The sequence below is a fragment of the Lactococcus sp. dk101 genome (assembly GCF_009601055.1).
Taxonomy (GTDB): domain Bacteria; phylum Bacillota; class Bacilli; order Lactobacillales; family Streptococcaceae; genus Lactococcus.
In genome coordinates this window covers 192457-217964 of record NZ_WITI01000001.1, presented here as the reverse complement: position 1 = coordinate 217964, position 25508 = coordinate 192457, and the positions used below count along the sequence as shown (strand labels likewise).

The following is a 25508-nucleotide window of genomic DNA, read 5'->3' as shown; positions in this document are numbered from 1 at the left end:
CTGAATATTAGTATTATAACAAAAAATATGCGGCTTAGTGTAAAATTTTGTTGATTTATATCAAATGATAAGCAAGAACTAAATCACTGCCCACGAGTTGTAAACCGTATTTTTGTTCATATTTTTTTATTTTATTGAGTAGTGTGTTGCGATGAACAAATAAAATCTTCGCGGCTTTTGCTTGATTTCCAGCAGTTTGATAGAGACTGCGAACCAATTTTTGGTCGTCAGGGCTGACAAGCAGCTCTTCTCTTATTCTGGTCAATGCCAGACTTTTCTCTGTTTTAAGAAGATGTGAAAAAATCATCTCGCTGAAGGTCTTATCTTGTGAAAAAGCCAATCTTTCTTCCTCAAAGCAGGCATTCAGCTCTGAAAGCTCTGTAAAAAGCCCAATAAATGCTGAAATTTGCTCTCCCGTATCTTGCGAAAGGGTTTGAAGCACATCAAAAAGTTCTGATTTTGTCAGATTGTCAGCTGAAAACTTCTCGACGACCAACTTTTTGTCAGTGATGACAAGGGCAATATCGGGAAGTAAAAGTTTCAAAGTGGATGCCAAATCATCAAAATTTGGTGTTTTAAACTGCAAAATTCGATATTTTCCGTTTGATAAACTGGAAAAATCAAGCTTTTCATTTTCCTCCTCATTTAAGAGAAGTAAAAGTGCTTTTTCACGTGACGAAAGGCTTGAAATATCGACATCTTGATAAAGACTGCGAATTTTTTGAATGTTTTCTTTTTCCATTTTTCAACCTAGCAAGGTCTGCTCCTTATCGTCTTTTATCTCTAAAGGATTGCTTTTAGTTCATTGCACGAAGAAAGGAGAAACAACTGCTCATTTTTACTCACTTCTCTTGAGCAAGAAGTGTTTATTTCAAAAAAGCGACCCGCGGCCGCTTGAATGATTAGATATTTTCAGAGGGACGACGAAGTTCGTAAAGAGGTGACAATGGACGTTTTTCGTGAATACGAATAATCGCATCCGCAAGCAAGTTTGCAATCGAAAGTTGAACAACTTTTTCACTCTTACGTTCTTCTGGAATTTGAATCGTGTCCAAAACAACTAATTTTGTAATCGCTGATTTTTCGATACGGTCAATGGCTGGGCCTGACAAGACCGCGTGCGTACATGAAGCATAAACTTCTGTTGCACCCAATTCTTTAAGGGCATTGGCAGCCAATGTAATCGTACCAGCGGTATCAATCATATCATCAATCAAAATACATTTTTTACCTTTGACATCACCGATAATGTTCATGATTTCGGCAACATTCGCACGAGGACGGCGTTTGTCAATGATTGCGAGTGGTGTTTTAAGGAAAGATGCCAATTTACGAGCACGTCCTACACCACCATGGTCAGGAGATACGACAACGACATCATCACCTGTAGCAACGAAATTACGTTTGAAGTATTCAGCAATCAATGGTGAGCCCATCAAGTGATCAACAGGAATGTTGAAGAAACCTTGAATTTGAGGCGCATGCAAGTCAAAAGTAATCAAACGATCGGCACCAGCGATTTGAAGCATATTTGCAACAAGTTTTGATGTGATAGGTTCGCGAGCTCTCGCTTTACGGTCTTGACGTGCATAACCATAGTAAGGCATGACAATGTTAATAGATGCTGCACTTGCACGACGCAAGGTATCCATCATAATCAACAATTCCATCAAGTTTTCATTAACAGGTGCACTTGTTGATTGGAGGACATAAACATGTTCACCACGAACACTTTCGTCAATATGTATCTCCGTTTCGCCATCAGAAAATGTTCTGATGGTCGCTTTCCCAAGCTCAATTCCAATTTCCTTAGCAACTTTTTGTGCTAATTCTTGATTAGAAGAGAGCGCAAACAACTTCAAATTTGAATACGACATGAAGGGCCTTTCTTTAATTCCAATTAGATACTTCTATTTTACCCTAATTTTGCTGATTTTTCAAACCTTCATGACCTGCGTAGCCAAAACGTAACTTTTGTAAAGATTCTATTTAAAGAGACGAGGGCTAAAAAAATGATTTTATAAAAAATATTTTTAAACTGAAGGTATATTGTATTCCATAACTTACGTTTTTATGCTATAATTATTTTGAAAAATTTATTTTATAGATTGGAATAATTAAGATGAATAACGAAAATCCTATCATTGTTGAAAATGAAGAAGAACATTTGAACCGTGAGATGAAACATCAAAAAAAGCCAAGCAAAATCAGTTTTCCCGTCATCATTGTAGGTGTGATTGCGGTGCTTGCGATTGCTGTTTCTCTCATCGTCTTTTTTTATCCCAATCCTAAACCATCGACGTCGGCAGGCTTTGCCTCATCATCAACGAAAAAGAGTAGCAAACCAATCTCCAGCACCCAAAGCACATCTTCTCAAAGTTCGAGCAGCTCATCAAGTTCTAGCACTTCGACCAACGGAACACCAACTCAATGGACGGATCTTTCACTTAATCAACAGATTGCAATTTTGATTCAAGAAGTAGATGCAAACACTACTCATGGGCCAGATTCTCTTATAGGGCCAAACGATAAATTTGCGATGACTGGTACTTTACAAAATGGAACGCTTCTTTCTGCATTTAATGTATCAATGGGTCAAGTTTCCATCGTCGGGAATAATCTAACCATAGCACTCGGAAATTATGAAGGAACTATAACAGATACCTTGGAAAAAGTAATTTCTAGTTTTTATTCTGATGACTCTTCTAAATCCCTTACTAATAAAATAGCTATGGAGATAGTTTCTCCCTCTAGTTTATCAAGCTCCAATAACCTCATGAATAGTTGGGCAGGAACTTATAATGCTCAAAATGATAATCATGATATTTTATATTTAAACGATGATGGGACAGCAAAAACTAAAAGTGGCGAAGCTGGAACCTATACAGTTTCTAAAGAAAATAATTTAGAATCCACTTATTTTCTATCAAATAATATTTTGAATATAAAAAAGGTCGAAACTAACGTAAAACTTTCTATTGTTTGGTCTGATGGTACAACTAATACTTATTATGGTTATACAGACACAAGTTTTACAGGTGGCACACCCACTTTAGCTCTTACTGATGGAATAGTAACTTCTAGTGGAGGGATAGATAGTGTATTTCTTGCTGAATAATAAAAAAGCACATTACGTGCTTTTTTTAACCTAAATATTCAAAACAAAAAAAGAGCACATAAGCCTCCTACTTAGTGCTGCTACCGTCAGGTCCTGACACGCTTCATAAGGGACTTATTGCTCCGTAATTAATTATATCATATTTTTTTTGTTTTTCAACTTTTTGCGGCGATTTCTGAAAAAAGTTTGCATGATTTCAGCTGATGCTTCTTGACAAATGCCTGATTCGACGTGCACGCGGTGGTTGAGGCGTTCATCTTCGAGGATTTGGTAAAGGCTGACGGTTCCTCCAAATTTTGGATTGGTGGCACCAAAATAAACTTGAGGGATACGTGCCAATCCAATCGCACCTGCACACATGACGCATGGTTCAATGCTGACAAACAAGGCGCAGTCTGTCAGACGCCAGTTGCCGATGACTTGATTTGCTTGCTCAATCGCACAAATCTCGGCATGGTGGGTGGCTTGCCCGTCAAGTTCACGCCGATTAAATGCACGCGCAAGGATTGTTTTGTCAGCACTGACAAGCACACAACCGATAGGAACTTCTTCGTTATCCGCTGCTTTTTGGGCTTCTTTCAGTGCTTCTTGCATGAAAGTTACCTTTTCTTCTTCTGTAAATTCAATCAATTCTTGCATTAAAGTTGCCATTTCTGATGAGGTTGAGCCAAGTCCACAGCGATGGTTCCAGCTGCTTCTTGGGCTTCATTTTGGAGGAGCTTCAGGTCGCCAAATTGAGGCAAGTGAGTCAAAATCAACTTTTTGACCGCTGCACTTTTGGCAATCTGCCCCGCTTCAACTGATGACAAATGATTGGGCATTTTTGCCTTATCTTTAAAGAAATAAACGTCAGCAAGTAAGACATCTGCTTGTTTTGAAAAATCTGCCAAACCGTCAAAATAACCGGTATCTCCCGTATAAACCAAGACTTGCCCTGTTTTGCGTTCCACGATGCGCATGGCATAATTGACTACAGGATGAACTGTTTTCATGAAGCTAATGTCAAAAGGGCCGATTTTCAAAGTTTCATCTGGCTGATAAGCATGCCCTTCTGAGACACCTGCCAACGTTAACTTGTCAAACTCGTACTGGTTTTCCGTATGCCCGTAAATCTTCAAAATCATGCCGTCCCAGCCCTCTTGTCCCAAAGGAAAAAGCTGTCTGTACTGACGAAGTGCCCCCAAATCAGCGATATGGTCCTCGTGATAGTGAGATAAAATGACCGCATCCAGTTGTGTCGGCTGCAGCTCATGTTCTAGCTCTGTTACAGCGCGTGAGCCACAGTCTAGCAAGAGATTGAAGCCTGACTCACTTTGCAAAAGATAGCTGGTAGTCCCTGCATCACGCGTTGGGTAACCTCCCCAAACACCAAGTGCTGTTAATTTCATATTTTGCCCTCCTATTTTATTGAATGCTTTTTCTATATTATATCAAAAAAGCAGTTTGGCTGCTTTTTTCACCTTTTGATTATGACGACAGGATTTAAAAAAGTCTGTCAGTACTGACAGACTTGGTTATTCATATTTTTAAACGGCTTCGGTGCGGTAAATCAAGAAAACGAGGAAATACATGAAGCAAGCACCCAAAAGTGTCCAGGCGCCAAAGAAATTTCCGAGAACAGTTGCTAGATAAGCCCCAACAAAGAAGGTCGGAATAATCGCACCGAGAATGCGTACCGCATGGAGATGCTGTTTTTCGCGCGTCATAATCCATTTGGCAAGATTTACAGAGAAAATCTTGATGTTCCCAGTTGTGAAAACGGAAGTATAGCCCATTCCATGTGCCCGATTGAAGGTATCAAACTGGATAGCCATGAAAAAGGAAATAATCCCAACGAAAATTGAATTGGGTAGCTTTAAGAAAGCTGCATACATGACAGAAAAAACAGTCATACCAACAAGCTGAATGCTCAGCATGTACAAGGCATCAAATTTGCGTCGTTTAGCCAAATAGGTCGAATAAAAGACCTTGAACATGACCCCTGCAATAAAGAAGAAAATCGGAATTGCAAAGTCCCAAAATTTAACCCAGTCTCCCTGTGCCAAATAAATCCCAGCTTGAATAACATTTCCCGTTTGTGCGCCGGCAAAGCGGCCATCATAATGAAAAAATGTAAATCCGTCAATAAAACCAGCCGATAAGGCCATCAATAGAGCAACGCGTAATTTCTCACGAACTTCAGTATGCAAAACTCTGCTCCCCTTTCACAATCAACCTTCATTATAGCAAATCTCGCCTTTTTTCGCACGTAAGTTCGCCGATAAAAAATAAAAATGCCTCAAGGCATTTTTATTATTTTACAACCATTCTTTTTTCAGTGTGAAGAAACTTCCTCTCACTTCGCCTGCTAATTTTGATTTTTGACGGGCAAATTTGAACTTGCCTTCCAGTTCTTTAGGTACTTCCATGCCAACAGATAACTTAATGCCGACAGCACGTTTGGGCTTTTTCCCTTCTGCTGCTGGAACTTTTTCATAAAGCACATTGAGTACCATGCCATCTTCAAAATAGAACTCTGGCCAATAAAGCATGTCATCCTCATAAATAGCCACTTCTAAAATCGGAGCTGAAAATGCCAAATCACGCTCATCTTGAAGAATTTTATTGAGCCATTCAATTTCTTTTGTCTTTTCATCTGCCGAATAAACCACGTAGTTAAACTTGTATTTATTCCAGAAATAACGGGCTTCATTTGCCCGCAAGCCTGCCAACTGTTCGGCCACAGGAGAACTTTCTAAGCCAATCGTTTCGACATTTTTAAAGTCAACTTGATATTCCATTTGTTTGTTCCTTTTCTTTTTTATTTATTATACCAAATCCCAAGCAAAATGAAACAATTCTTTAGGATACCACTCTATTTTTTTGAAAAATTAGTGTATAATGATTTTATAATAGTGAAAAGGAGGGATTACGATGAACGGTTATGAACGTCAATATACGTGTCAAAAATGTGGCAACCATACCTACGAGGAGGATCAGTTCCAATCCACAGGTGGCGAATTTTCGAAACTTTTTAATGTTCAAAATAAGAAATTTATCACCATCTCTTGTTCTCAATGTGGTTTTACTGAACTTTACAGGTCAAAAACAAGCACAGGCATGAACGTCCTTGACTTCTTGCTAAACGGATAAGACCAAATTCAGCCTTAAGTCTTAGTAAAACTTAAGGCTTTTATGTTAGAATTAAGGATATGTGCAAAGTTTAACAAACCCACTACTCATTGATACACGATTGGCTTTAAAATCTTTCTGATTTTAGTTGCTAATCTGTAGTTGACTGCCCTTGGCGCGACTAGCGAACAAGGAAAGCTGCGAGAGTAGCTTGACTAAAAGCGAACCGTTTTTAGTTTGTGCAGTATGGAAGGAATTTTTATGTCTGTATTAGAATTGAAAAATATCAAGAAATCTTATTTTCTTGGCAAAGAAGAATTTCCTGTCTTAAATGGAATTGACTTGGAATTCGAACGCGGCGATTTTGTCAGCTTACTCGGTGAGTCTGGTGGTGGTAAATCAACTTTGATGAACATTATCGGTGGGCTTGATCGTGAATACGAAGGCGATGTCATCGTTGACGGTCTTGTCCAACGTACGAAAAAAGAAAAAGCCATGGACGCCTACCGTCGTGATACGATTGGCTTTATCTTCCAATCTTTCAACTTGGTTTCATATTTATCCGTTGTGGATAATATCATGATTAGCTTGAAAATGACGGATTTGTCTGAAAAAGAACGTCAAAATCGGGCCATTGAATTGACCAAGCAGGTAGGACTTTACGACCATCGGAAGAAAAAGCCTAGCCAATTATCTGGTGGGCAGAAACAAAGGGTTGCCATTGCGCGTGCTTTGGCTAGTGATCCAGAAATCATCCTCGCTGACGAACCAACGGGTGCCCTTGACAGTCAAAATACCAAAGAAGTTTTAGCACTTTTACGTGATATTGCTCAATCTGGAAAAACGGTTATCGTGGTTACGCACTCACAAGAAGTTGCGGATTACGGGACACGGATTATTCATTTGGCAGATGGACGGATTACTGGTGATGAACGCATTAAGCCAGCTTATCCAGTCATTGAACATGAGCGGGTCAAATCGAAGGCTTTATCTCGAATTGATACATTTAAAACGGCTTTCCAACATTTTACAAACGCATGGAAGATTAACCTTTTGATTGCGATTGGTACAGCGATTGGCCTCTTTTCAGTTATCTTCTTCCTCGGACTTGGGAATGGTGCCACCCACTACATGAATGACATGATTACATCAAATGTCAATCCAAATATTGTCACGGTCTTTAAACGGACGACCACTGACAATTCGATGGACAACACAGAAGCCATGCGTCAAGCTCAACAAAATCTTGGCGCGCCTGCAAATCTACTCTCACAAAGTCTCTTGGATAAACTTGACAGTACTAAAAATGTCGCCAAAGTTGAAGCTGCTTATTCTTTCAGCGGACTGACAACGCTCAAATATGACAGCCAATCAAAAGCAGGACTGTTTTCAATCAGCACATGGAATTCATCCAATGTCAATGACAGTTATGTCACAGGTAAAAAACCAAGTACTGGTGAAATTGCCCTTTATGAAAAAGATGCAAAAGCGCTAAAGAGTGATTATAAAGCACTTGTTGGACAAAGCATCCAACTTAACTTCGCTGCCAAAACAACTGATGGTAAAACCGTCCAAGTTTCTAAAGACTTCAAAGTGTCAGGGATTTTGAAAAATCCTGATAGCATGGGTGCAGGTGCAAGTAGTGCTTCATCTGTTATCGTGACTTATGACAGTCTGAAATCTGCCTTGTCAACGGCTGGAGCTGCAACAGACGCTGCTTATGCCGTTGTCAGTGCTGACAAAGTCGATCATGTCAAATCTGTCGCTTCTGACATTCAAGACATCAAGGTCAACGGAACAAAAGCATTTGCAACCTTTAATCTGGGAACAATTCTTGATACTTTGACCAACATTACCAACATTGTCAGCTATGTTTTGGCTGCCATCGCCGGAATTTCCTTGATTGTTTCAATCTTTATGATTGTGGTAACAACCTATATGTCTGTTGCCGAACGTACAAAAGAAATCGGGGTTATTCGTGCTTTGGGTGGACGCAGAAAAGATATTTCTCGCTTGTTCACTTTTGAAAGTTTAATCTTAGGCGTTTCGTCAGCAGTGATTGCGATTGTTGCAGCCTTGCTGGGTGAAATGGCAATCAATTCTGCCTTGAGTAAATTCTTGGACGGTGCCAGCATTGTACAAATCTCGGTTGGACATATCATCTTTGCTGTGATTGTTGCGGTCTTGATTGCTTTATTTGCAAGTCTTGCCCCAAGTGGACGCGCTGCAAAATTGAACACGATCGAAGCACTTGCTGCAGAATAAGACCTGCTTTTTATACTAGTTAATCTACTAAATGAAGGAAAAAAATAGACCTTGCCTTAGACAAAGCCTATTTTTTGACCTCAATCTCAAAAGGAGTATCTCAATGCAAGAAATGATTATTGAAATCATGAACCAATTTGGCTATTTTGGCGTTGCCTTTTTAATCATGATTGAAAATATTTTCCCGCCCATCCCATCAGAAGTGATTTTAACTTTTGGTGGCTTCATGACGACTTACACTGAGCTTGGCGTTTGGGGCGTCGTGATTGCTGCAACAATTGGTTCCGTTCTTGGTGCCGCCATTCTTTATTATATCGGTTATGTCCTCAGCGTTGATCGTCTGGAGACAATGATTTCTGGAAAACTTGGGAAAATTCTCAGACTTAAAAAAGGCGATATTCGAAAAGCGGAAAGCTGGTTCATGAAACGTGGCTACGCTACCATCTTCTTCTGCCGTTTTATTCCATTGATTAGAAGTTTAATTTCAATTCCTGCAGGGTCAGCCAAAATGAAATTCCCAAATTTCCTGCTTTTGACTACGCTTGGAACTTTAATCTGGAATGTTGTGTTAGTCTTTCTCGGACGTGCTTTAGGCGACAACTGGGAAAGTATCGCTCAAATTTTAGACAATTATTCTAACATTACTGTTATGGTTCTGGTTGTAGTTTTCATTGCTGCGGTCTTCTATTTCATCAAAAAACGTGTGCTTGACAAGCCTAAAAAATAAATAAAAAAAGGAGCAATGCTCCTTTTTTATTTTTGTCAGTACTGACAGTTTAGAAATCATTCCATTCGTCAGCTTCTGCTTTCTTTTTGTCCTTGTCAGCATTGCGATTTGCAGGCATTGGGCCAAATGGAGAACAATCAAATGGATTGAATTCTCCGTCTTTTCCTTCACTGAAGAAACGATGTTTTCTCATTCTGTTCCAATCTTGACCTCTCATTTGTTGACGGATTTCGTTTCTCATCCGATGAATGTCGCGGTGGTCTGGGTGAAATTCATGTGGTGGAAATGGAAAGCCACCAGGGCCGAATGCCATCATATCTTCCAACTCAGAGTCTGCATTGAGTGCGTTCAATTTGGAAAGTAAGTCGGCCAATGTTTCTTTTTCTGTTTGACTCAGCCCATCAAAAACTTCAATACCAATACTTTCTTTAAAATCAGCTCTCTTTTCATAGACTTTCCGTCCACTTTCCGTCAAATAAACGCGATTGACACGTTTGTCTTTCTCATCTTGACGGCGTTCAACATAGCCTTCTTCTTCTAGGTTTTTAACTTGCGCTGTGACGCTTGAAGGCTTAATATCAAGCAGTTCCGCAATCTCTGCATTGGTCAGCCCATCTTGTTTCCAAAGTTCCACCATGAGTCCTGAGGCACCGTTTCGATTTCCACGGCTTTGCAATTTTGTGTACATCATCTCCATATGCATGGCCATCATAAAGCGTGGACTATGCAATAATTGTGAAAAAAGATGTAGGAGTTCATTTGTTTTTTCTGACATTTTGTTTCCTCTATTCGTGTTTTTTTAATTTAGTTAGTTAGATTGTATTTAATCTAATGAAATTATTATATGCCATTTATTTAGTTTTGTCAATAGAAAACTAAATAAATTAAAAAAATCAGTCCTAAGACTGATTCTTTTATAATCCTTGATCCAGTTGATAAAGGCGTCTGAAATCCTCGTTTTCTGAAATCAAAGCTTCTGGGCTTCCATCGATTTTGATTTTTCCATCCTCTAAGAAAATAACCCGATCCATCTGTTGAATACCAAGCAAATGGTGCGTAATAAAGAGAATGGTTTTTCCTTTCAAACGTTCAAAGAAAAGTTTTAAAAGTTGATTTTCTGTGATTGGATCGAGCGAAACGGTTGGCTCATCAAGAATAATCACTTCTGCATTTGAAAGCAAAATGCGGGCAAGCGCCAAACGTTGTCGTTCACCACCAGAAAATTGAGAACCCGCTTCATTGATCCATTGATCCAATTTTTTCGGAAGATTTTCAATCATCTTCTTTAGTCCAACCAATTCAAGTGTGTCCCAAATTTGTTCATCTGTCGCATCCAAATTGGCAAGCGTCAAATTACTTCTGACTGTTGCATTAAACAAATAAGGATTTTGATTGATAACGCCGATTTTATGTTCCACATTATTCGCTTTTGATGGCTCCACAGCACCAAATCTAATGCTACCAGAAACAGGTGCCAAATCTCCACGAACAAGACTTGCAAGTGTTGATTTACCAACACCAGATCGCCCTAAAATAACGACATGTTCTCCTTTTTTGATTTCCAAATTCAAATCTTTAAAGATGGTTTGTCCTTCATCAAAAGAGAAATCAAGATGTGAAATTGTCAAGTTATCATCTGTGATTTGTTCTGTTCTCACGGCTTCATTGCTATCAGGAAGGTCATTCAATCGTTGTACGGAGTCTCCATAACGCTGCGTTTCAACGATGGCTTCTGATAAAGGTCCATAAGCATCAAACAATGGAAAGGCCATCAAAGAAATAGCTGCAATATAATTGAGCGACTCACCGCTAGTCAAGTGCAAACCTGACCAAATCAAGAGAAAGACAACCAGCACTGCATAAACAAATTGCAAGACTAAGCCACGTTTACGTGTAAAACTAAACATCCCCTTTTGTACAGAACGCGTATTTTCTTCAGCTTGGCGATAATTTTTAAGGAAATCATCTTTACGACCAGACAAAGTCCAGTCTTGCAAGCCCAAAATATCATCTGTCAAATCTGAGAACAAATCATTACGATATTTTTTCAGCTTAGTATCTGGCTCAACCGTCCATTTGTATGAGAACAAAGGAATGGCAACAAGTGCGATACCAAAGAAAATTGCAATGCCAAGTGCCAGACTCAAAGACACAACTGCAGAGGCAATTAAAAGCGATAAGCTAAGTGTTCCAGCAATTAAAACTGGGAAAATTGTCCGCAAGTACAAATCTTGCAGATTGGCAAGGTCTTCATTCAGAATTCCTAGCAAATCACCAATTTTCAATTTGTTGGCGATGGTTACGGAGCTTTTTTCAAGACGTAAATAAAGTTTTTTACGAAGTTCACTTGTGATTTTTAAAATCCAGTTGTGTGATGTCAAACGTTCGACATAACGCAAAACAGGACGTCCAATCCCGAAAACACGCACCATCAAGACAGGTACATAAATCATCAGAATGTTTTCAGGTTTGCTCGCTGATTTGGAAATGACGTAACCACTTGAAAACATCAATAATCCTGCAAACAACATGGTCAATGTTCCCAAAAAGACGGCTAAGACAAGGCCAGACTTATATCTCTTCAGATATGGCGTAATCCAGTTATTACTAAATAAAATTTCTTTCAGTTTCATATTATCTATTTTAACCTCTCATTTCCGCAATCAATTTTTGGTAGTAAGCATTGCTTGCAAGCAATTCTTGGTGGCTACCAACGCCTTCAACATTTCCGTCACTAAGGACAACAACCAAATCCATCTGTGGCAACCAGTGCAAACGGTGCGTTGCCAAGAAAACTAACTTGTCATCAAACAAAGGAAGAATACTTTCTTTAATCTCAAGTTCAGTCTCAATATCCAAATGCGCTGTTGGCTCATCTAACAAGATAATGTTTCGATCTTTTGAGAGGAAAGCACGAGCTAAAGCAACACGTTGCATTTGACCACCCGAAAGTGTTCGACCACCCGCCCCAATCAAACAATCAAGACCAAGTGAGTCAACCAATTTTTCGAGTCCGGCTTGTTTTGCTGCCCAAATAATAGCTTCATCGGTTGCTTCAGGTTCATAGAATGAAAGGTTCATTCGCAAAGTTCCCGCAAAAATATAGGTATTTTGAGGAATAAATGAAACTGATTTCCGCCAATTCAAGTCATTCAATGAAGGAATTTCATCCATTTCATTGATGTGATAAGTACCAGACGTTGGGTTTGAGAAACCTGACAGTAAATTCAACAAGGTTGATTTTCCTGAACCAGAAGCTCCAACAATCGCCACTTTTGTAAAGCCAGAAATGCTGACATTGACATCAGAAACACCACGATTGGTTTCATATTTTTTTGTCAGTCCTGACAAACGCATACTTGATTGGTCAGTCCATAAAATTGGTGCTTTAATTTGTTCTGACAATCCTTCATCAGTGTCCAAAACTTTTTGAACCGCTTGAAATGAGTTTTTACCATTCAAAGTGGCATGATAATCACTGGCAAATTCACGTAATGGCAAGAAATACTCAGGTGCCAAAATCAAAGCCATCAAGGCAGGAAAGAGTGTCACAATACCATCCATCAATCGCAGTCCCAAAAACAGTGCCATGGTTGCAACAGACAAAGTTGAGAAAAAGTCTAAGGCAAAGGTTGACAAAATCGCAATGCTCAACGTTTTCATGGTTGCTGTACGGAAACGTTCTGACGTATGATAAATCGAATTGGCATAGTCTTTTGAACGACCAAAATATTTCAAAGTCGCAATCCCACGCAAAGAGTCCAAAAAGTGATTGGACAAAATTTGGTAAGAGTCATACTGTTTACTTGCACGCCCCTCAGCTGCATACCCCAAAATAATCATGAAGAGAATGGAGATAGGAAATGTCAAAATCAAAACAATCGAACTTTTCCAGTCCAAAATAATTACCGCCAAGAGAATAATCATAGGCACAATAACCATATTCAAAACTTTGGAAAGCACTAATTTGATGTAAGTTTCAACATCTTCAATTCCTGAAATTGCAGTTGTGGTCAAAGAGCCTGAACCCATTCCTGTTGAGAAATTAGGGCCAAGTTTAAAGACTTTGTCGAGGAGTTCTGTTCTCATCTCAATCGAGGTCTGGTAGGCAAACTTATCTAAGAAACGTTGTCTAAAAAAGTTGACCAATTCGCGACAAAAGAAACAGATAGCAAAACCAACAATGGCTGGAATAGCTGTTTTAACGCCTTTGCCATGCCATAAACTCGTAATTGCAGTTGCCATAAAAAAGGCCTGTCCGATAATCACTAAGGACTGTAATATTGCTAGGATTGCAATAAATGGCATTCGCTTCCTTAAACCAGGCAGTTTGAAAAGAGCTTTATCAATCATTTTTCTTCCTTTTCATTTTTTCTCCCTATCAATAAAAACAGCGGTATAAAGTTATTCACTTCACACCACTGCTCTTGATAGGGACTTATTTTTTGAGTCGTTTGCGGAATACCCAGTAAGTCCAAGCCATATATGCAAGAACGAAAGGTAAGAGGCAAATCACTACCCATTTCATGACATTTAAAGTATAAGGTGTAGATGATGCATGTTTAATCAAGACTGAATTTGCTGGATCTGTTGCAATCATCACACGTGGGAACATTCCTTGGAAGATGAAAGCCACTAAAGAGAGAAAAGTCAAACCTGAAGCCAAAAAGGCAGTCATTTCTTTTTTCTTCATAACAGCAATGTGAGCAATCACAGTGAGAACCACGATCAAGCCAAGTGTCAAGAGTGTACCAACTGGATGTTTTTCCATGAAGTCAGTATAGATGATAACCAAGATTGCAAAGACAACTTCGCCAGCGTATAAAACGTAGTAAAGTTTATTTGCCCATTTGTTGGCACGTTCACGCAAATCGCCATCTGTCTTAACGGCAATATAATTCAAGCCGTGTAAGTAGCAAAGCAATACAACGGCTACACCACCCACAACTGAAAGTGGATTGATGTACGTGGTAAATGTCGCATAGACATTTCCTTTGTCATCCATTGGAACAGCTTGAATCATTCCTGTGAACAAAAGTCCAAACAAGAATGGAATGGCGAAACTTGCAATCCCAAGAACCTTGAGCCAAGCATCTTTTGCTTTTTCGGTAATGGCATGGTGGCGGAACTCAAATGTTACCCCACGTAAAATCAAACCAACCAAAATCAAGAAGAGAATGTTATAAAATCCTGAGAAAAGTGAAGCATACCAATATGGGAAAGAGGCGAACATTGCTCCACCTGCTGTCAATAACCAAACTTCGTTCATGTCCCAAACTGGGCCAATGGTTCCGATTGTTTGATCAACTTCACGTTTATCTTTGGCAAGCGTTACTGCGCTCATTCCGACACCGAAGTCGAAGCCTTCAAGGAAGAAGAAACCACCAAAGAGGACACCTACAAGGATAAACCAAAAAATCTGCATACCTGTCATTGTGTTACCTCCTTATCTTTTGAAGCATCTGTTTCGTCTTCTGCTTCAAAGGCTTCTTTACTAAATGGATCAAGTTCGACATAAGATGTTGTTGCATTTTCGATATCGTTGTGAATCATAATGCGACGCGTGTACATAATCATGAATGCACCCAACATTGTAAAGAGCAAGAAGTAAACGATATTTGAGAACAAGAGCGAACCAACAGAAACACTTGGTGACACAGACTCTTTAATCGTAAACAAGCCATAAACTGTCCATGGATAACGTCCGAGTTCGGTAACTAACCATCCACTCGTAATGGCGGCAAATGGTAAGAACATTGACCACCCATAAATGCGCATCATGATGTTATTCTCATACATCCAAGTCTTCTTCTTACGTGTGAGGAAGAGTCCCAAAGCTGACATCAGGATAAAGTACATACTCAAGGCTGCCATGATACGGAAAGTATAGAAGAGCACCGTTGTAGGTGGGTAATAGTCCTTATCGTAGCCATATTTTTCTTGCAACTGTTTGTTGATTTCATTCATCCCTTCAACAGAACCAGATGGTTTGTGATAAGTCAAAATCGAAAGCATATAAGGAATTTTAATTCCGAAAATTTCTTTGTGTTGTGCTTCATCAAAGAAGGCAATCATGTCCCATTCTGCAGGGTCACCAGTTGTGGTATAAACCCCTTCAGTTGCGGCAAATTTCATAGGTTGTGATTCTTTAACTTCAATCATTTGTTGGTCACCGGCAATAAAGTTACCGATTGAACCAAGCAAGGCAATGAGAAGTCCCAAACGAAGAACCGGTTTCCAAAACTCAACATCTCCACGTTTTTTCAAGATTTGGAATGCTGAAATCCCAGCGGCTGCAAAACCACCCATCAAGAAGAATCCAAAGCCGACGTGAGTAAACTCAAGTACGGTTTGATTGTTTGTCAACAAAGCACTAAAACTCGTCAAAGTTGCACGACCATCAATCACTTCGTAACCCACTGGTTTTTGCATGAAGCTGTTAGCAGCAAGAATCCACAAACTACTCAGCAAAGAACCAATAAAGACAAGGAATATGGTAAGTAAGTGAACTTTTTTGTTCAAACGATCCCAGCCAAACATCCAAATTCCAAGGAAAGTAGATTCCATGAAGAATGCAAGCAAGGCTTCAACGGCAAGCGGTGCACCAAAGATATCCCCAACAAAACGAGAATAATCAGACCAGTTCATTCCAAATTGGAACTCTTGAATAATCCCTGTAACAACACCGACCGCGAAACTCAAAAGCATGATTGAGCCAAAGAATTTTGTTCTTTGCTTCCATTTTTCATCGTTGGTTTTAACATAAAAACATTCCATCAAGAACGTCATGAAAAGCATCCCTACTGAGAAGGGAACGAAGAAAAAGTGGAAAACAGTGGTCATCCCAAACTGAAAACGAGCTAAATTTTCAATTGTTAACATGTTAACCTCCTATCATAAGCGTTTTCTCATTTTTCTTTAATAATTCCGTAATAATTAAAGAAAAAATAAGCCACTTATGCCAATAATAAATATAGATTCATTTTACCATTATAATTTTATATTAAATAAGAATTGAGATGTCAAATGATTTTGACATTATTTCCCAATTTATTAAAATGAAAACCTTATTATTATTATAACATTATTGAAAATAATCCGCCATATTAAATGGTTTAAAAATTCATTTTTTCTCATTTCTAGAGAGAAAATTAAAATTGGAATGGTCAATAGTTTACAAAAGCAGTTTTTTTCTGTATAATTGATAAGTATTAAAAAAACTGGGAGGACAAAATGGCTAATATCAAATCTGCAATTAAACGTGCTGAATTGAACACTGCTGCTAACGTACGTAACTCAGAACAAAAATCTGCTATGCGTACAGCAATCAAAAAATTTGAAGCAGCTCCAACTGAAGATACTTTCAAAGCCGCTTCATCTGCAATCGATAAAGCTGCTACAAAAGGCCTTATCCATGCTAACAAAGCTTCACGTGACAAATCACGTCTTGCTGCTAAATTAGGATAATAAATCGTCTTGTCAGCTCTGCCACTTGTTCTCATTGATTTTTCGATGGAAATGATTGGAAAACGTAGTGACAAGCTTTTTTATTGTCTTTTTTCACGTTTGTCAGTACTGACAGGAATATAAAAACGAGCCATGGCTCGTTTTTTTGTTTTCTTCTTACTGTTTAAAAATCATAAAATCAGCTTCAGTCAGTCCAATGAGAGGGTCAAATTGACCTGAATTGATAATAGCTTCTGTCAATTCACTCGGTCTGAATTTTTCTTCTTCTTGCTCAAAAAGCAAGATTTCCTCAGGTTCATTTTCAATTTTAGCTGCTTTGTTGGTCTGATTGTTTATTGCTTCTTTTGACTTTTCTTCTGCTTCAATTTTTACAGGTTCTGCAATTTCAGCGGTTTGATTTGAAAAACGTTCAATCAAATAAGTCTTACGATTGGAACCTTCTTTCGCAACGGCTTGCTCAAATGCCCTTTGTTCGCCGATTAAAATAAGGCTTTGTTTGGCACGTGTAATGGCAGTATAAAGCAGGTTACGCTCTAACATCCGTGAATATGAAGAGACCATAGGAACAATTACCGTTGAAAATTCTGTCCCTTGTGATTTATGAATGGACATGGCATAAGCCAGTGTAATCTTGTACCATTCGGCACGTGGATAAGAGACCTCTTGACCGTCAAAATCCATGACGATTTCATCTTGCTTGCTGTCGCTATGTTTGGCAACAATCAGTTCACTGACAAGTCCCAGATCACCGTTAAAGACATTGGCAGAGGCGTCATTGACCAAATGTAAAACCTTATCTCCCTCACGAAATTGAATGTCATTGAATTTGAATTCTAATCGATCCTCGAGCGGATTAAAGAGATTTTGTAAAAGCAGATTGAGCGTATTGATCCCCGCTTGCCCTTTGTACATGGGCGCTAGGATTTGGAGTTCAAAGGGATTGTTGCCCTTTTTCTTCCAAGCCTCTGCAATTTGTGAAATCAGATAAGGAACATCTTGCGAACGACTTTCAAAATAAGAGCGGTCGGGCTTTCTTGCCGTAAAATCAGCGGGCAGATGACCGTCTTTGATACTGTGAGCCAATGACGTGATGGTCGAATTTTCATCTTGTCGGAATATTTTATTGAGCCTAACAGACGGAATTTGTGGAATTTTGAGTAAATCAGCAAAAACTTGCCCTGGACCAACGGACGGAAGTTGGTCGCTATCGCCAACTAGAAGGACTTTCATTGAGGCAGGAATGGCTTGAAATAACTTGTTGGCAAGCCAAGTATCCACCATCGAAAACTCATCGACAATCAATAAAGAACCCGACAAATCATTTGAGAATTCGTCTGCCATGTTTTCGTCTTGTCCCAAACCCAAATGCCGATGAAGCGTGGCTGCAGGAAGTCCTGTCAGCTCGTTCATTCGGCGGCTGGCACGTCCCGTAGGCGCCGCCAGCAAAATCGGAAACAAATCGTCATTGTAGTGATGAACGTCCAAATCCACCTTGTAAACTCTCGCATAAAGCTCAATGAACCCATTGATAATCGTTGTTTTCCCCGTTCCAGGACCGCCAGTCAAAACAAAGAATTGGTGCTTCATTGCTCCAATAATGGCCTGTTTTTGAAGGTCATCATAAGTCATGTCCAAATCTTCTTCGACTTTTGTCAGCTCTGACAGCAATTTTTCCTCTTTGAAGTCTTGACCATGTCGCTCAATCAAACTGTTTAGACTTTTTTTAATGCCTTCCTCGGCAAAAAACAAGCTGTTTTCAAAGAGCTTGGTTCCTTCTTGCTGAATTTTGCCTTCTTCAATGAGGCTGTTAATTTCATTTGCCACTTCGACAGGAGAAATTTCCACATTTCTGGACGTTTCTAGCAGGTCAACCGCCAATTCGAGCAAGGCTTTGGCTTCCATATATGTATCGCCTGTTTCAAGTGGCTGACTGCTCAAAAGGTGCATCAGCGCGGCCTTAAAGCGCTCGGGGCTGTCCGCCTCAATACCCAAGTTTTTGGCAATATTATCTGCTGTTTTAAAACCGACGCCTTTGACATCTTCAACCAAAAGATAAGGATTTTCTTTCAGTTTAGCCAAGGTTTCATCCTTGTATTTCTCATAAATCTGGAAGGTTTGTTTGCTTGTCAAGCCATAAGTAGCAAGTTGTGTCAGTACTTTTTCCATGCCATGATTTTCTCGCAAAATTTTAATAAATGAATTGCGTTTGGCTGGAGTCAGTAAATCTGAGATAGCTTGCGGGTCATCCAAAAGCGAATCGACCGTGTCTTTTGGGAAACGTTCCACAATTTTTTCAGCGGTTTTTTTCCCAATTCCTGGAAATTTATCACTTGAAAAATATTTAATCAATCCCGCAGAACTGGTCGGAACGGCCTTTTCATAAGTCGTTACTGCTAACTGTTCGCCGTATTTTGGGTGCGTGGTCAAGCTTCCATAAAAGGTATAATGGTCGCCTTCGACAAGCTCACCAATGGTCCCTGTGACAACAATTTCACTGTCTTCATAGTCAGCATTTGTGTCATCAATTTCAAGGAGTAAAACTTTGTAAAAATTACTTGAGTTGCTGAAAAAAATCGCTGCGATTTCGCCAGTAAAAAAGATTTTGTCATTCATTCTATTGTTTTGTTCCAAACTTTCATTTCAAAATGCTCGCCGACAGATTCTAAAATTGTCAACGAATTATTGGTTAAGCCGCCTTCTGAACGTAATTCTGAGACGGGATAGCCTGCTAAATGTCTAATACCTGCAGTTCCGCTCGCACCATGCCCAACCAGTAAAACTTCCTCAACGCCACTCGCAATCAAGCTTTGTCCAAGTGCGTCAAACCTTGTCAGCACTGACTCAACTGATTCGGCACCAAAGGCGGAGCCATCAAAATGCGCTAAATCATACCGTGAGGTGTGCATTTCTTCAGGATATTGCTCAATCGCATCCTTAATCAACTGACCTTCCAACTGACCGAAATTCCACTCTGCAAGGCGCTCGTCCGTACTGACAGGTAAATCTGTCAGCAACTGTGCAGTCAAAACAGCACGTTTGGCAGGACTTGCAATCACTTGATTCAGTTTGAGCGTTTCCAAATAAGCACGAACGCGTGCGATTGACTCAAAAGATTCTTCTAAAAGTGGTGAATCGCCAGTCTGTCCTTGAAGTTTTCTTTCTAAATTCCACTCCGTCTTTCCATGACGGACAAAATATATTTTCATTTTTTTCCTTCGTAAATCTTATATTTTCCTAACATTCTAACCGTAATGCCTAAACTTCTCATTTCTTCACATGCAAATCTAATCTTGTCATCGCTGACAAGGTCAATGATGAAAAAATATTGACCCAAGCGTGTTTTTAAAGGACGAGATTCGATTTTTGTCATGTCAATGCCCCGCCAGGCAAATGTTGAAATTGCTTTGTGCAATGCTCCTGGCAGATTTTCAGGTAAAGTCAATGCCAGACTGACTTTATCCGCCTTTTTAGCTAATAAGATCGTTGGTTCTTGTTTTCCTAAACACCAGAAACGCGTATTATTTTCATCCCTGTCTTGAATATTTTCTGCCAGCACTGACAAGTCATAAAATTCTGCTGCCTTCAAATTGGCAACCGCTCCATACGCCTTATCAGGATTTTGCTGTACCATTTCCGCTGCCAAAGCTGTTGAGGCAACTGCTTGAATTTGGGCGTTCGGATAATGTGCGGTTAAATATTCACGTGCTTGTGCCAAGGCTTGCGGGTGTGAAAAAATCTGTTCTGGTTCCACCGCTAAATCAGCAACTAACAAATTTTGAACGATTGGCAAGACAATTTCGGCAACCACTTGCGCAGTACTTTGATGATAAATTTTATCAATGGCCACATTGACTGGGCCTTCGATACTGTTTTCAATCGGCACTAATGCATGGTCAAATTTTCCATTTTCATACTGCTCAATCAATTCAGGAATTGACGCGACCGCCTGCAAATGTTCATTTGGAAAGGCGAGTTGAGCAGCTTGGTGTGAAAAAGAACCTTTGGGTCCTAAATATGCGATTTCCATCTTTTCCTTACCTTTCTCTAAGCTTTTTCTTAGGTCCTTGCCAATCCTTAATTTTTCTTGCAAGCTCTTCTGGAGTATCCTGTCTCACATCCAATATCAAATCGGCGACTGCTTCATATTTGTTTTTTCGACTTTCATAACGTTCTAAAAGCAACTGCTGACCTTGTTGAGCTAACGGACGAACGTTAAGTTTATCTGACCTGATACGTTCAAAAAGACATTCGAAATCAGCTTTCAAATAAACCACTTCATTTTCATTTGCTAAAATTTTTAGATTTTCGGCAGACTCAACAATGCCACCACCTGTTGCAATGACCGCGGTATTCGTATTCTCTAAACAGTCAAGCAAACTTTCTTGTTCAATTTGGCGGAATTTTCGCTCTCCAAATTGCTCAAAATATGTGGCAATCGGCATGCCAATCTTGTCCGTAATGACCCTATCTAAATCTTGATAATCAGCGGTCAATAGACGCGCTACAGTGGACTTTCCAGCCCCCATAAACCCAATCAGTACAAGCGTCATTTCAGCAATCTTTCCATGTCAGTAAAGAATTCAGGATAGCTTGTTTTGATGGCCTCACTGCGTTCCAAAATCATCTCGTCATCGTTGACCAAAAGGGCCGCAATCGCAGCCATCATGCCGATGCGATGATCTCCTTGAGTATTGACTTTTGTGGCATGGAGTGGCGTTTTTCCTCGGATAATCATGCCGTCAGAAGTTGGCGTGATTTCGGCACCCATTGCTTGCAAAATATCGGTTACGACCGCAATCCGATCCGTTTCTTTCAAGCGCAATTCTTCTGCGTCTTTAATAATGGTTTCGCCGGCTGCTTGGGTCGCCAAAAGGGCAATAATAGGCAATTCATCAATCAAACGTGGGATCATTTGCCCTGAAATCTCACAGCCAACCAGCTGACTTGTCCGAACGACCAGACTTGCTGATTTATTAACTTTGTCCTCAGATAAAACGACAACCTGACCTTGCATCATTTCGATCACATCAAGAATGCCTGTTCTCGTCTCATTGATGCCAACATTTCGCAATTCGATTTCACTGTTTGGGACAATGAGTCCTGCCACCAACCAAAAGGCTGCGGAAGAAATATCGCCCGGTACACTTACTTTTTGGCCTCTTAATTCTTGTCCACCTGGCACAAGAATATTTTTCCCTGAAATCGCCAATTCGCCACCAAATTGAAGCAACATATCTTCTGTATGATTGCGTGTTTTTTCTTTTTCAACAATGCGACTGACAGATTTTTTATCCGTCTGCAAAGCTGCAAAAATGAGTGCCGATTTGACTTGAGCCGAAGCAACGGGCAATTTATAATCAATTTCTTGCAACTGCTGCGTCCCACTAATCTTGAGTGGTGGCAAATCACGCGCCGTTTGCCCTTTGATTTTCGCTCCCATTTGACGCAACGGCTGCGCCACGCGATCCATAGGACGTTTTGAGAGAGAATCATCTCCAAAAAGTTCTGAATCAAAAGGACGACCCGCCAAAATTCCTGAAATCAAACGCGTCGTTGTTCCAGAATTTCCCATGTCAAGCGGTGTTTGTGGTGCTTTTAAGCCCTTAAATCCCCTGCCTTCAATGATAATCTTGTCGCCATCATCCTCAATCTCGACGCCCATTGCACGAAAAGCATTGATGGTCGAAATAACATCTTCGCCCCGTAAAATATCAGAAACTTCTGTTCTGCCTTGGGCAATGGCTCCAAACATAATTGAACGGTGTGAAATTGATTTGTCCCCAGGGACAGTAATGGTTCCTTTTAATCCTTGTGCATGTGTTTCTAATTTCATCTTCTTTTCCAATCATCAAAATTACAAATCTTACCTCAATTATAACACAAGTCGGCGTCTGATTTATGTCCGCAATGGCATTTGACGAAATAATCTATACAATTCAGCAAAAATGCCAGATATAGCCTTCATCAAAGCAATCGCAAAAAAAAGCCTGCCTTATGAAAAGGCAAGCTTTATTTCTCTTTAATCATCAAGCTATTCACAGCAATTTTTTCTTAAATTTTGTTTGAATATGCATTGAACAAATCAAGAACAGAGCCTGTAAAATCAACCTTTTCGCCCGAAATTTCAAGCTGGTCAATCGTCAAATGATCTTCAAGTGCAGGTACTTCCCGCATTTGGAGCATGATAAAATCAGCCATATTTTCAAAGGTCGCCGTTTTTTGTTGATTGGCATCGTGATAGGTAATTTTCATCATTTTCTCCTTTCTTTTTTAGATTATTATAGCATTTTACGTATTCTTAAACCATCGCTTTTTTCATTCAATGTGGTCGTTCAAGCTCAAATAAATCGCCAAGTTTGCCATACTGATTTCCAGCAAGCCTTGCGACAGGATCAAGTGCCTTGACATCGACATAAAATTTTTCGTCATCAATGACAGCCTCGTCAAAGATAAAATTGATCACTTCCAATAAAACCAAGTGTCCCTGTGGCAGCTCAATGTTTTGAAACAAGCGCGTTTCAAAGCGAACCTTACTATTTTTGATACTTGGGACAGTAAGCATTTCGGAGGGAATCAGTTCAATGTCAAAAGCATTTGCTTCACTGATTTCTGCTGGTAAAGTTGCAGCCGTTTCATTCATTTGAGTAAGATTGTCCGTGCTGACAAGATGAACAACCGCTTCTTTTGTAGCTAGGAGATTGTTAAAGCTGTCTTTTTCAGCTGTAAAACTGACTGAAAGTAAGGGAGGCTGACTGGATGCCACCGAAAAAAAGCTAAATGGGGCAAGATTGACAAGGCCATCTGAATTTTGAGTCGTTAGCCAAGCAATCGGCCGTGGCACGACACTTCCGGAAAGAAGTTTGTAAATTTGTTGCTGCGTTAAGTCATCTGCTTTGTATTTTTTCATCATTTCCTCATTTCTTTCAGGTTTAGAGATAAACGTGCCGTTCGCTAAAACCACGTTCATCTCCAAGCCTGAAAGGCTCAGATTTTTAATCCATTTATTCGACATAGCGTGCTTCAAATGCAGCCAAGCTCTCGCCTTCCATGCGTTCTAGCACTTTTTCTTGTGTCCAAAGTTTATCTTGGCGCCGATCACGCAAAGTATCTTTTGTATCCAGTGGGCGTAAACTTGAAGCTAAACGTGCTTTTTCAGCTTCTTCTGCAGGAAAGAGATGCGCTGGTAAACTCAGATTTTTTCCTGCTTCTTCTTTGCTTTCATCAATCCAAAATCCTGATGTCATCAAGGCTTCTTCATAGCTGTCAACCACACCTTCTTTAGCTTCTGCCATTTCTAAAGCACCAATTCCTGGTGTAAAAGTGGCAATTTCAAACAAGACGCCAGGCGCAACACGCACATATTCACTAGAGAAGTAAAAACGGTCAACCAATCCTGAATGCGGCAATCTAAAGGAACGAATGCGCTCAATCCAATAATGCAAGGTCTCGGGATTTGCGGTACCTAATGCCAAATGATGAATGGTTCCAAAGCCTTGATAGGCATAAACCTCATTTTCATTTGCTTCTTCAAGAATAAGTGCAGCTCCATTTCCTCCATTTGCAACTTCAAAAAGGTGCATTTGATTTTCATGCCCTGCATAATGAAAGCCAAAAACAGTTTCCATAATCGTCCGCAGTTGTTCTGCATCTGCTACTTTGACAAAAACGGGTCCTAAGCCAATTATACCATGTTCTTCTGGCACATTTGACAACATCCATGGCCGATCAAGTGCCACGTCTCCTGTATTTTTTTCATCTGAAATGAGTTGATACTTTTGACCATCAAAATCTTCGAATTCCAGAGTTTTTTGTCCAAATTTGCTGGAAATTGTAGCATGTTTGACATGTGCATGTTCGAAACGGTCAAGCCAATAAGTCAACGAGGCGTCTGTTGCCACACGGAATGATACACGTTCGATACTATTAACACCGTGCATTCCTTGGGGGGCATTTTTAAAGTCAAAGAAGGTCATGTTTGGACTTTTTCCGTCTTCGCCAGTGAAATACAAATGATAAGTCTCGTAATCATCTTGATTGACCGTTAGTTTTGCAAGTCTCAATCCTAAAATATTAGTGAAAAAATCATAATTTTTTTGCGCACTTGATGTGATAGCTGTAACGTGATGAACACCTGCTAAAATGTATGGTTTTTCGATTGTTCCTGTCATAATGTCTCCTTTTTCTCGGGCTGTGAAGCCATCCATGCTTGAACTGCTGCTATTTCAGAGGCGGTCAACTGATGTCCCGCCTGACTTTTATAAATTTCAAGCTGACAGCCTGAAAGACTCAAGTTTTCAGTCAATGCGTCAAAATTATCCTTGCTGACAATGGAATCATTATCGGCATGACTTAGCCAAATTTTAGGAGGATTTGGCATTGAAATGGGCACTAAATCCTCAAGCTGCATGGCATGAAATGCAATGATTTTGTCAAAACTGACCAGTCCCTTTTGTTGCATATTCAGGGCTACATTTGCGCCATTTGAATAGCCCAAAGCAATCAGTTGCGATCCGTCAAGCTCATATTCATTAAGAAGCTGATTGATTTTTGAAATCAGCCAGTCCGACTCCTCGGCTAACGAGGCCAAATCAAAATTTTCTTTCGTGAACGCTGGGCCTTTGAGCTTAAAGTAGCGATTGATACCCTGTTCAGAAATTCGCCCCCGAATAGCAATCAGAGGATGATTTTCAAAAAGTTGACGTGCAATCGGCAAAAGTTGAAATTCGTCACCACCCGTACTGTGTAAGAGAAGGACGGGTGCTAATTTTTTGTTTCCTGTCTCAATATAAAAATCTGCCATCATTCTCCTCATTATTATTT

At 39.8% G+C, this 25508-nt stretch carries 25 protein-coding genes and 1 other RNA gene; 5 read left to right on the top strand and 21 right to left on the bottom strand.

Features of this window, described 5'->3' with window-relative positions; genetic code table 11:
* Positions 1-55 precede the first annotated feature (55 nt).
* Both GHI45_RS01120 and GHI45_RS01115 read right to left on the bottom strand, forming a co-directional pair.
* Positions 56-742: a helix-turn-helix domain-containing protein gene (locus tag GHI45_RS01120; RefSeq protein ID WP_147779314.1), complete on the bottom strand. Its 687-nt coding sequence runs from the start codon at positions 740-742 to the stop codon at positions 56-58.
* 160 nt (positions 743-902) lie between these two features.
* Positions 903-1877, bottom strand: coding sequence for a ribose-phosphate diphosphokinase (locus GHI45_RS01115; protein ID WP_147779313.1), 975 nt, complete (start codon positions 1875-1877; stop codon positions 903-905).
* 245 nt (positions 1878-2122) lie between these two features.
* On the opposite strand from GHI45_RS01115, the gene GHI45_RS01110 reads away from it, so the two are divergent.
* Positions 2123-3118 carry a hypothetical protein gene (locus GHI45_RS01110; protein WP_147779312.1) on the top strand — a complete coding sequence of 332 codons (996 nt, stop codon included), beginning with the start codon at positions 2123-2125 and terminating at the stop codon, positions 3116-3118.
* Positions 3119-3153: 35 nt separating this feature from the next.
* Here the strand turns inward: GHI45_RS01110 and ffs are convergent.
* The 5 genes from ffs to GHI45_RS01085 form a co-directional block, all read right to left on the bottom strand.
* Positions 3154-3252: signal recognition particle sRNA small type (ffs, locus tag GHI45_RS01105), an RNA gene on the bottom strand.
* Entirely contained in the window at positions 3251-3745 is a 495-nt protein-coding gene (locus GHI45_RS01100) for a nucleoside deaminase (protein WP_147779459.1), read from the bottom strand. Before GHI45_RS01100 ends, ffs begins: the two co-directional genes overlap by 2 nt.
* An 11-nt stretch (positions 3746-3756) precedes the next feature.
* Entirely contained in the window at positions 3757-4506 is a 750-nt protein-coding gene (locus GHI45_RS01095) for an MBL fold metallo-hydrolase (protein ID WP_147779311.1), read from the bottom strand.
* Between the two features lie 138 nt (positions 4507-4644).
* On the bottom strand, positions 4645-5307 hold the full coding sequence (locus GHI45_RS01090) for a YoaK family protein (RefSeq protein ID WP_147779310.1): 663 nt from the start codon (positions 5305-5307) through the stop codon (positions 4645-4647).
* A 108-nt stretch (positions 5308-5415) separates the two neighbouring features.
* A complete protein-coding gene (locus GHI45_RS01085) occupies positions 5416-5898 on the bottom strand; it encodes a phage tail protein (protein ID WP_147779309.1) in 483 nt (160 codons plus the stop codon).
* 133 nt (positions 5899-6031) lie between these two features.
* Between GHI45_RS01085 and GHI45_RS01080 the strand changes: the two genes are divergently transcribed.
* The 3 genes from GHI45_RS01080 to GHI45_RS01070 all read left to right on the top strand — a co-directional run bounded on the left by GHI45_RS01080 (position 6032) and on the right by GHI45_RS01070 (position 9221).
* On the top strand, positions 6032-6250 hold the full coding sequence (locus GHI45_RS01080; RefSeq protein WP_147779308.1) for a zinc ribbon domain-containing protein: 219 nt from the start codon (positions 6032-6034) through the stop codon (positions 6248-6250).
* 240 nt (positions 6251-6490) lie between these two features.
* A complete protein-coding gene (locus GHI45_RS01075; protein ID WP_147779307.1) occupies positions 6491-8494 on the top strand; it encodes an ATP-binding cassette domain-containing protein in 2004 nt (667 codons plus the stop codon).
* Positions 8495-8597: 103 nt separating this feature from the next.
* Complete coding sequence (locus GHI45_RS01070; protein WP_147779306.1) at positions 8598-9221, top strand: DedA family protein; 624 nt, start codon at positions 8598-8600, stop codon at positions 9219-9221.
* Between the two features lie 49 nt (positions 9222-9270).
* Here GHI45_RS01070 and GHI45_RS01065 read toward each other — a convergent pair whose 3' ends face one another.
* The 5 genes from GHI45_RS01065 to GHI45_RS01045 form a co-directional block, all read right to left on the bottom strand.
* Positions 9271-9996 carry a MarR family winged helix-turn-helix transcriptional regulator gene (locus GHI45_RS01065; protein ID WP_147779305.1) on the bottom strand — a complete coding sequence of 242 codons (726 nt, stop codon included), beginning with the start codon at positions 9994-9996 and terminating at the stop codon, positions 9271-9273.
* Between the two features lie 139 nt (positions 9997-10135).
* Positions 10136-11854 (bottom strand): thiol reductant ABC exporter subunit CydC, encoded by a 1719-nt coding sequence (gene cydC / locus GHI45_RS01060; RefSeq protein ID WP_147779304.1) that lies wholly within the window; start codon positions 11852-11854, stop codon positions 10136-10138.
* 10 nt (positions 11855-11864) lie between these two features.
* Positions 11865-13574: a thiol reductant ABC exporter subunit CydD gene (gene cydD, locus GHI45_RS01055; RefSeq protein ID WP_147779303.1), complete on the bottom strand. Its 1710-nt coding sequence runs from the start codon at positions 13572-13574 to the stop codon at positions 11865-11867.
* Between the two features lie 85 nt (positions 13575-13659).
* A complete protein-coding gene (gene cydB, locus GHI45_RS01050; protein ID WP_147779302.1) occupies positions 13660-14655 on the bottom strand; it encodes a cytochrome d ubiquinol oxidase subunit II in 996 nt (331 codons plus the stop codon).
* The gene (locus tag GHI45_RS01045) at positions 14652-16103 is read right to left on the bottom strand and encodes a cytochrome ubiquinol oxidase subunit I (RefSeq protein WP_147779301.1); all 1452 of its coding nucleotides are present in this window, start codon (positions 16101-16103) and stop codon (positions 14652-14654) included. The genes cydB and GHI45_RS01045 overlap by 4 nt, the downstream gene beginning before the upstream one ends.
* A 351-nt stretch (positions 16104-16454) precedes the next feature.
* Between GHI45_RS01045 and rpsT the strand changes: the two genes are divergently transcribed.
* Positions 16455-16688 carry a 30S ribosomal protein S20 gene (gene rpsT / locus GHI45_RS01040; protein ID WP_147779300.1) on the top strand — a complete coding sequence of 78 codons (234 nt, stop codon included), beginning with the start codon at positions 16455-16457 and terminating at the stop codon, positions 16686-16688.
* 156 nt (positions 16689-16844) lie between these two features.
* Here the strand turns inward: rpsT and GHI45_RS01035 are convergent, their stop codons facing one another.
* From GHI45_RS01035 to GHI45_RS00995, 9 genes are all read right to left on the bottom strand, one after another.
* Entirely contained in the window at positions 16845-19301 is a 2457-nt protein-coding gene (locus GHI45_RS01035) for an ATP-dependent RecD-like DNA helicase (RefSeq protein WP_147779299.1), read from the bottom strand.
* Positions 19298-19894 (bottom strand): histidine phosphatase family protein, encoded by a 597-nt coding sequence (locus GHI45_RS01030; protein ID WP_147779298.1) that lies wholly within the window; start codon positions 19892-19894, stop codon positions 19298-19300. The genes GHI45_RS01035 and GHI45_RS01030 overlap by 4 nt, the downstream gene beginning before the upstream one ends.
* Positions 19891-20715 carry a prephenate dehydratase gene (gene pheA / locus GHI45_RS01025; RefSeq protein WP_147779297.1) on the bottom strand — a complete coding sequence of 275 codons (825 nt, stop codon included), beginning with the start codon at positions 20713-20715 and terminating at the stop codon, positions 19891-19893. Before pheA ends, GHI45_RS01030 begins: the two co-directional genes overlap by 4 nt.
* A 7-nt stretch (positions 20716-20722) precedes the next feature.
* Entirely contained in the window at positions 20723-21238 is a 516-nt protein-coding gene (locus GHI45_RS01020) for a shikimate kinase (RefSeq protein WP_147779296.1), read from the bottom strand.
* A complete protein-coding gene (aroA, locus tag GHI45_RS01015) occupies positions 21235-22521 on the bottom strand; it encodes a 3-phosphoshikimate 1-carboxyvinyltransferase (RefSeq protein ID WP_147779295.1) in 1287 nt (428 codons plus the stop codon). Before aroA ends, GHI45_RS01020 begins: the two co-directional genes overlap by 4 nt.
* Before the next feature lie 218 nt (positions 22522-22739).
* Positions 22740-22940 (bottom strand): DUF4649 family protein, encoded by a 201-nt coding sequence (locus GHI45_RS01010; protein WP_187230056.1) that lies wholly within the window; start codon positions 22938-22940, stop codon positions 22740-22742.
* A 67-nt stretch (positions 22941-23007) separates the two neighbouring features.
* Complete coding sequence (locus GHI45_RS01005; RefSeq protein WP_147779458.1) at positions 23008-23595, bottom strand: flavin reductase family protein; 588 nt, start codon at positions 23593-23595, stop codon at positions 23008-23010.
* Positions 23596-23689: 94 nt separating this feature from the next.
* Positions 23690-24856: a VOC family protein gene (locus tag GHI45_RS01000; RefSeq protein WP_147779293.1), complete on the bottom strand. Its 1167-nt coding sequence runs from the start codon at positions 24854-24856 to the stop codon at positions 23690-23692.
* Entirely contained in the window at positions 24853-25488 is a 636-nt protein-coding gene (locus tag GHI45_RS00995) for an alpha/beta hydrolase (RefSeq protein WP_147779292.1), read from the bottom strand. The genes GHI45_RS01000 and GHI45_RS00995 overlap by 4 nt, the downstream gene beginning before the upstream one ends.
* Between the last annotated feature and the right edge of the window lie 20 nt (positions 25489-25508).

Bases quoted from the DNA above. Each gene is read 5' to 3' on its own strand.
- GHI45_RS01010 (WP_187230056.1), bottom strand. From the start codon at position 22,940: ATGAAAATTACCTATCACGATGCCAATCAACAAAAAACGGCGACCTTT.
- pheA (WP_147779297.1), bottom strand. From the start codon at position 20,715: ATGGAAATCGCATATTTAGGACCCAAAGGTTCTTTTTCACACCAAGCT.
- GHI45_RS01070 (WP_147779306.1), top strand. From the start codon at position 8,598: ATGCAAGAAATGATTATTGAAATCATGAACCAATTTGGCTATTTTGGC.
- GHI45_RS00995 (WP_147779292.1), bottom strand. From the start codon at position 25,488: ATGGCAGATTTTTATATTGAGACAGGAAACAAAAAATTAGCACCCGTC.
- aroA (WP_147779295.1), bottom strand. From the start codon at position 22,521: ATGAAATTAGAAACACATGCACAAGGATTAAAAGGAACCATTACTGTC.
- GHI45_RS01080 (WP_147779308.1), top strand. From the start codon at position 6,032: ATGAACGGTTATGAACGTCAATATACGTGTCAAAAATGTGGCAACCAT.
- GHI45_RS01095 (WP_147779311.1), bottom strand. From the start codon at position 4,506: ATGAAATTAACAGCACTTGGTGTTTGGGGAGGTTACCCAACGCGTGAT.
- GHI45_RS01005 (WP_147779458.1), bottom strand. From the start codon at position 23,595: ATGAAAAAATACAAAGCAGATGACTTAACGCAGCAACAAATTTACAAA.
- GHI45_RS01085 (WP_147779309.1), bottom strand. From the start codon at position 5,898: ATGGAATATCAAGTTGACTTTAAAAATGTCGAAACGATTGGCTTAGAA.
- GHI45_RS01045 (WP_147779301.1), bottom strand. From the start codon at position 16,103: ATGTTAACAATTGAAAATTTAGCTCGTTTTCAGTTTGGGATGACCACT.
- GHI45_RS01110 (WP_147779312.1), top strand. From the start codon at position 2,123: ATGAATAACGAAAATCCTATCATTGTTGAAAATGAAGAAGAACATTTG.
- GHI45_RS01000 (WP_147779293.1), bottom strand. From the start codon at position 24,856: ATGACAGGAACAATCGAAAAACCATACATTTTAGCAGGTGTTCATCAC.
- GHI45_RS01020 (WP_147779296.1), bottom strand. From the start codon at position 21,238: ATGACGCTTGTACTGATTGGGTTTATGGGGGCTGGAAAGTCCACTGTA.
- cydD (WP_147779303.1), bottom strand. From the start codon at position 13,574: ATGATTGATAAAGCTCTTTTCAAACTGCCTGGTTTAAGGAAGCGAATG.
- GHI45_RS01120 (WP_147779314.1), bottom strand. From the start codon at position 742: ATGGAAAAAGAAAACATTCAAAAAATTCGCAGTCTTTATCAAGATGTC.
- GHI45_RS01030 (WP_147779298.1), bottom strand. From the start codon at position 19,894: ATGAAAATATATTTTGTCCGTCATGGAAAGACGGAGTGGAATTTAGAA.
- GHI45_RS01075 (WP_147779307.1), top strand. From the start codon at position 6,491: ATGTCTGTATTAGAATTGAAAAATATCAAGAAATCTTATTTTCTTGGC.
- cydC (WP_147779304.1), bottom strand. From the start codon at position 11,854: ATGAAACTGAAAGAAATTTTATTTAGTAATAACTGGATTACGCCATAT.
- GHI45_RS01035 (WP_147779299.1), bottom strand. From the start codon at position 19,301: ATGAATGACAAAATCTTTTTTACTGGCGAAATCGCAGCGATTTTTTTC.
- GHI45_RS01115 (WP_147779313.1), bottom strand. From the start codon at position 1,877: ATGTCGTATTCAAATTTGAAGTTGTTTGCGCTCTCTTCTAATCAAGAA.
- rpsT (WP_147779300.1), top strand. From the start codon at position 16,455: ATGGCTAATATCAAATCTGCAATTAAACGTGCTGAATTGAACACTGCT.
- cydB (WP_147779302.1), bottom strand. From the start codon at position 14,655: ATGACAGGTATGCAGATTTTTTGGTTTATCCTTGTAGGTGTCCTCTTT.
- GHI45_RS01065 (WP_147779305.1), bottom strand. From the start codon at position 9,996: ATGTCAGAAAAAACAAATGAACTCCTACATCTTTTTTCACAATTATTG.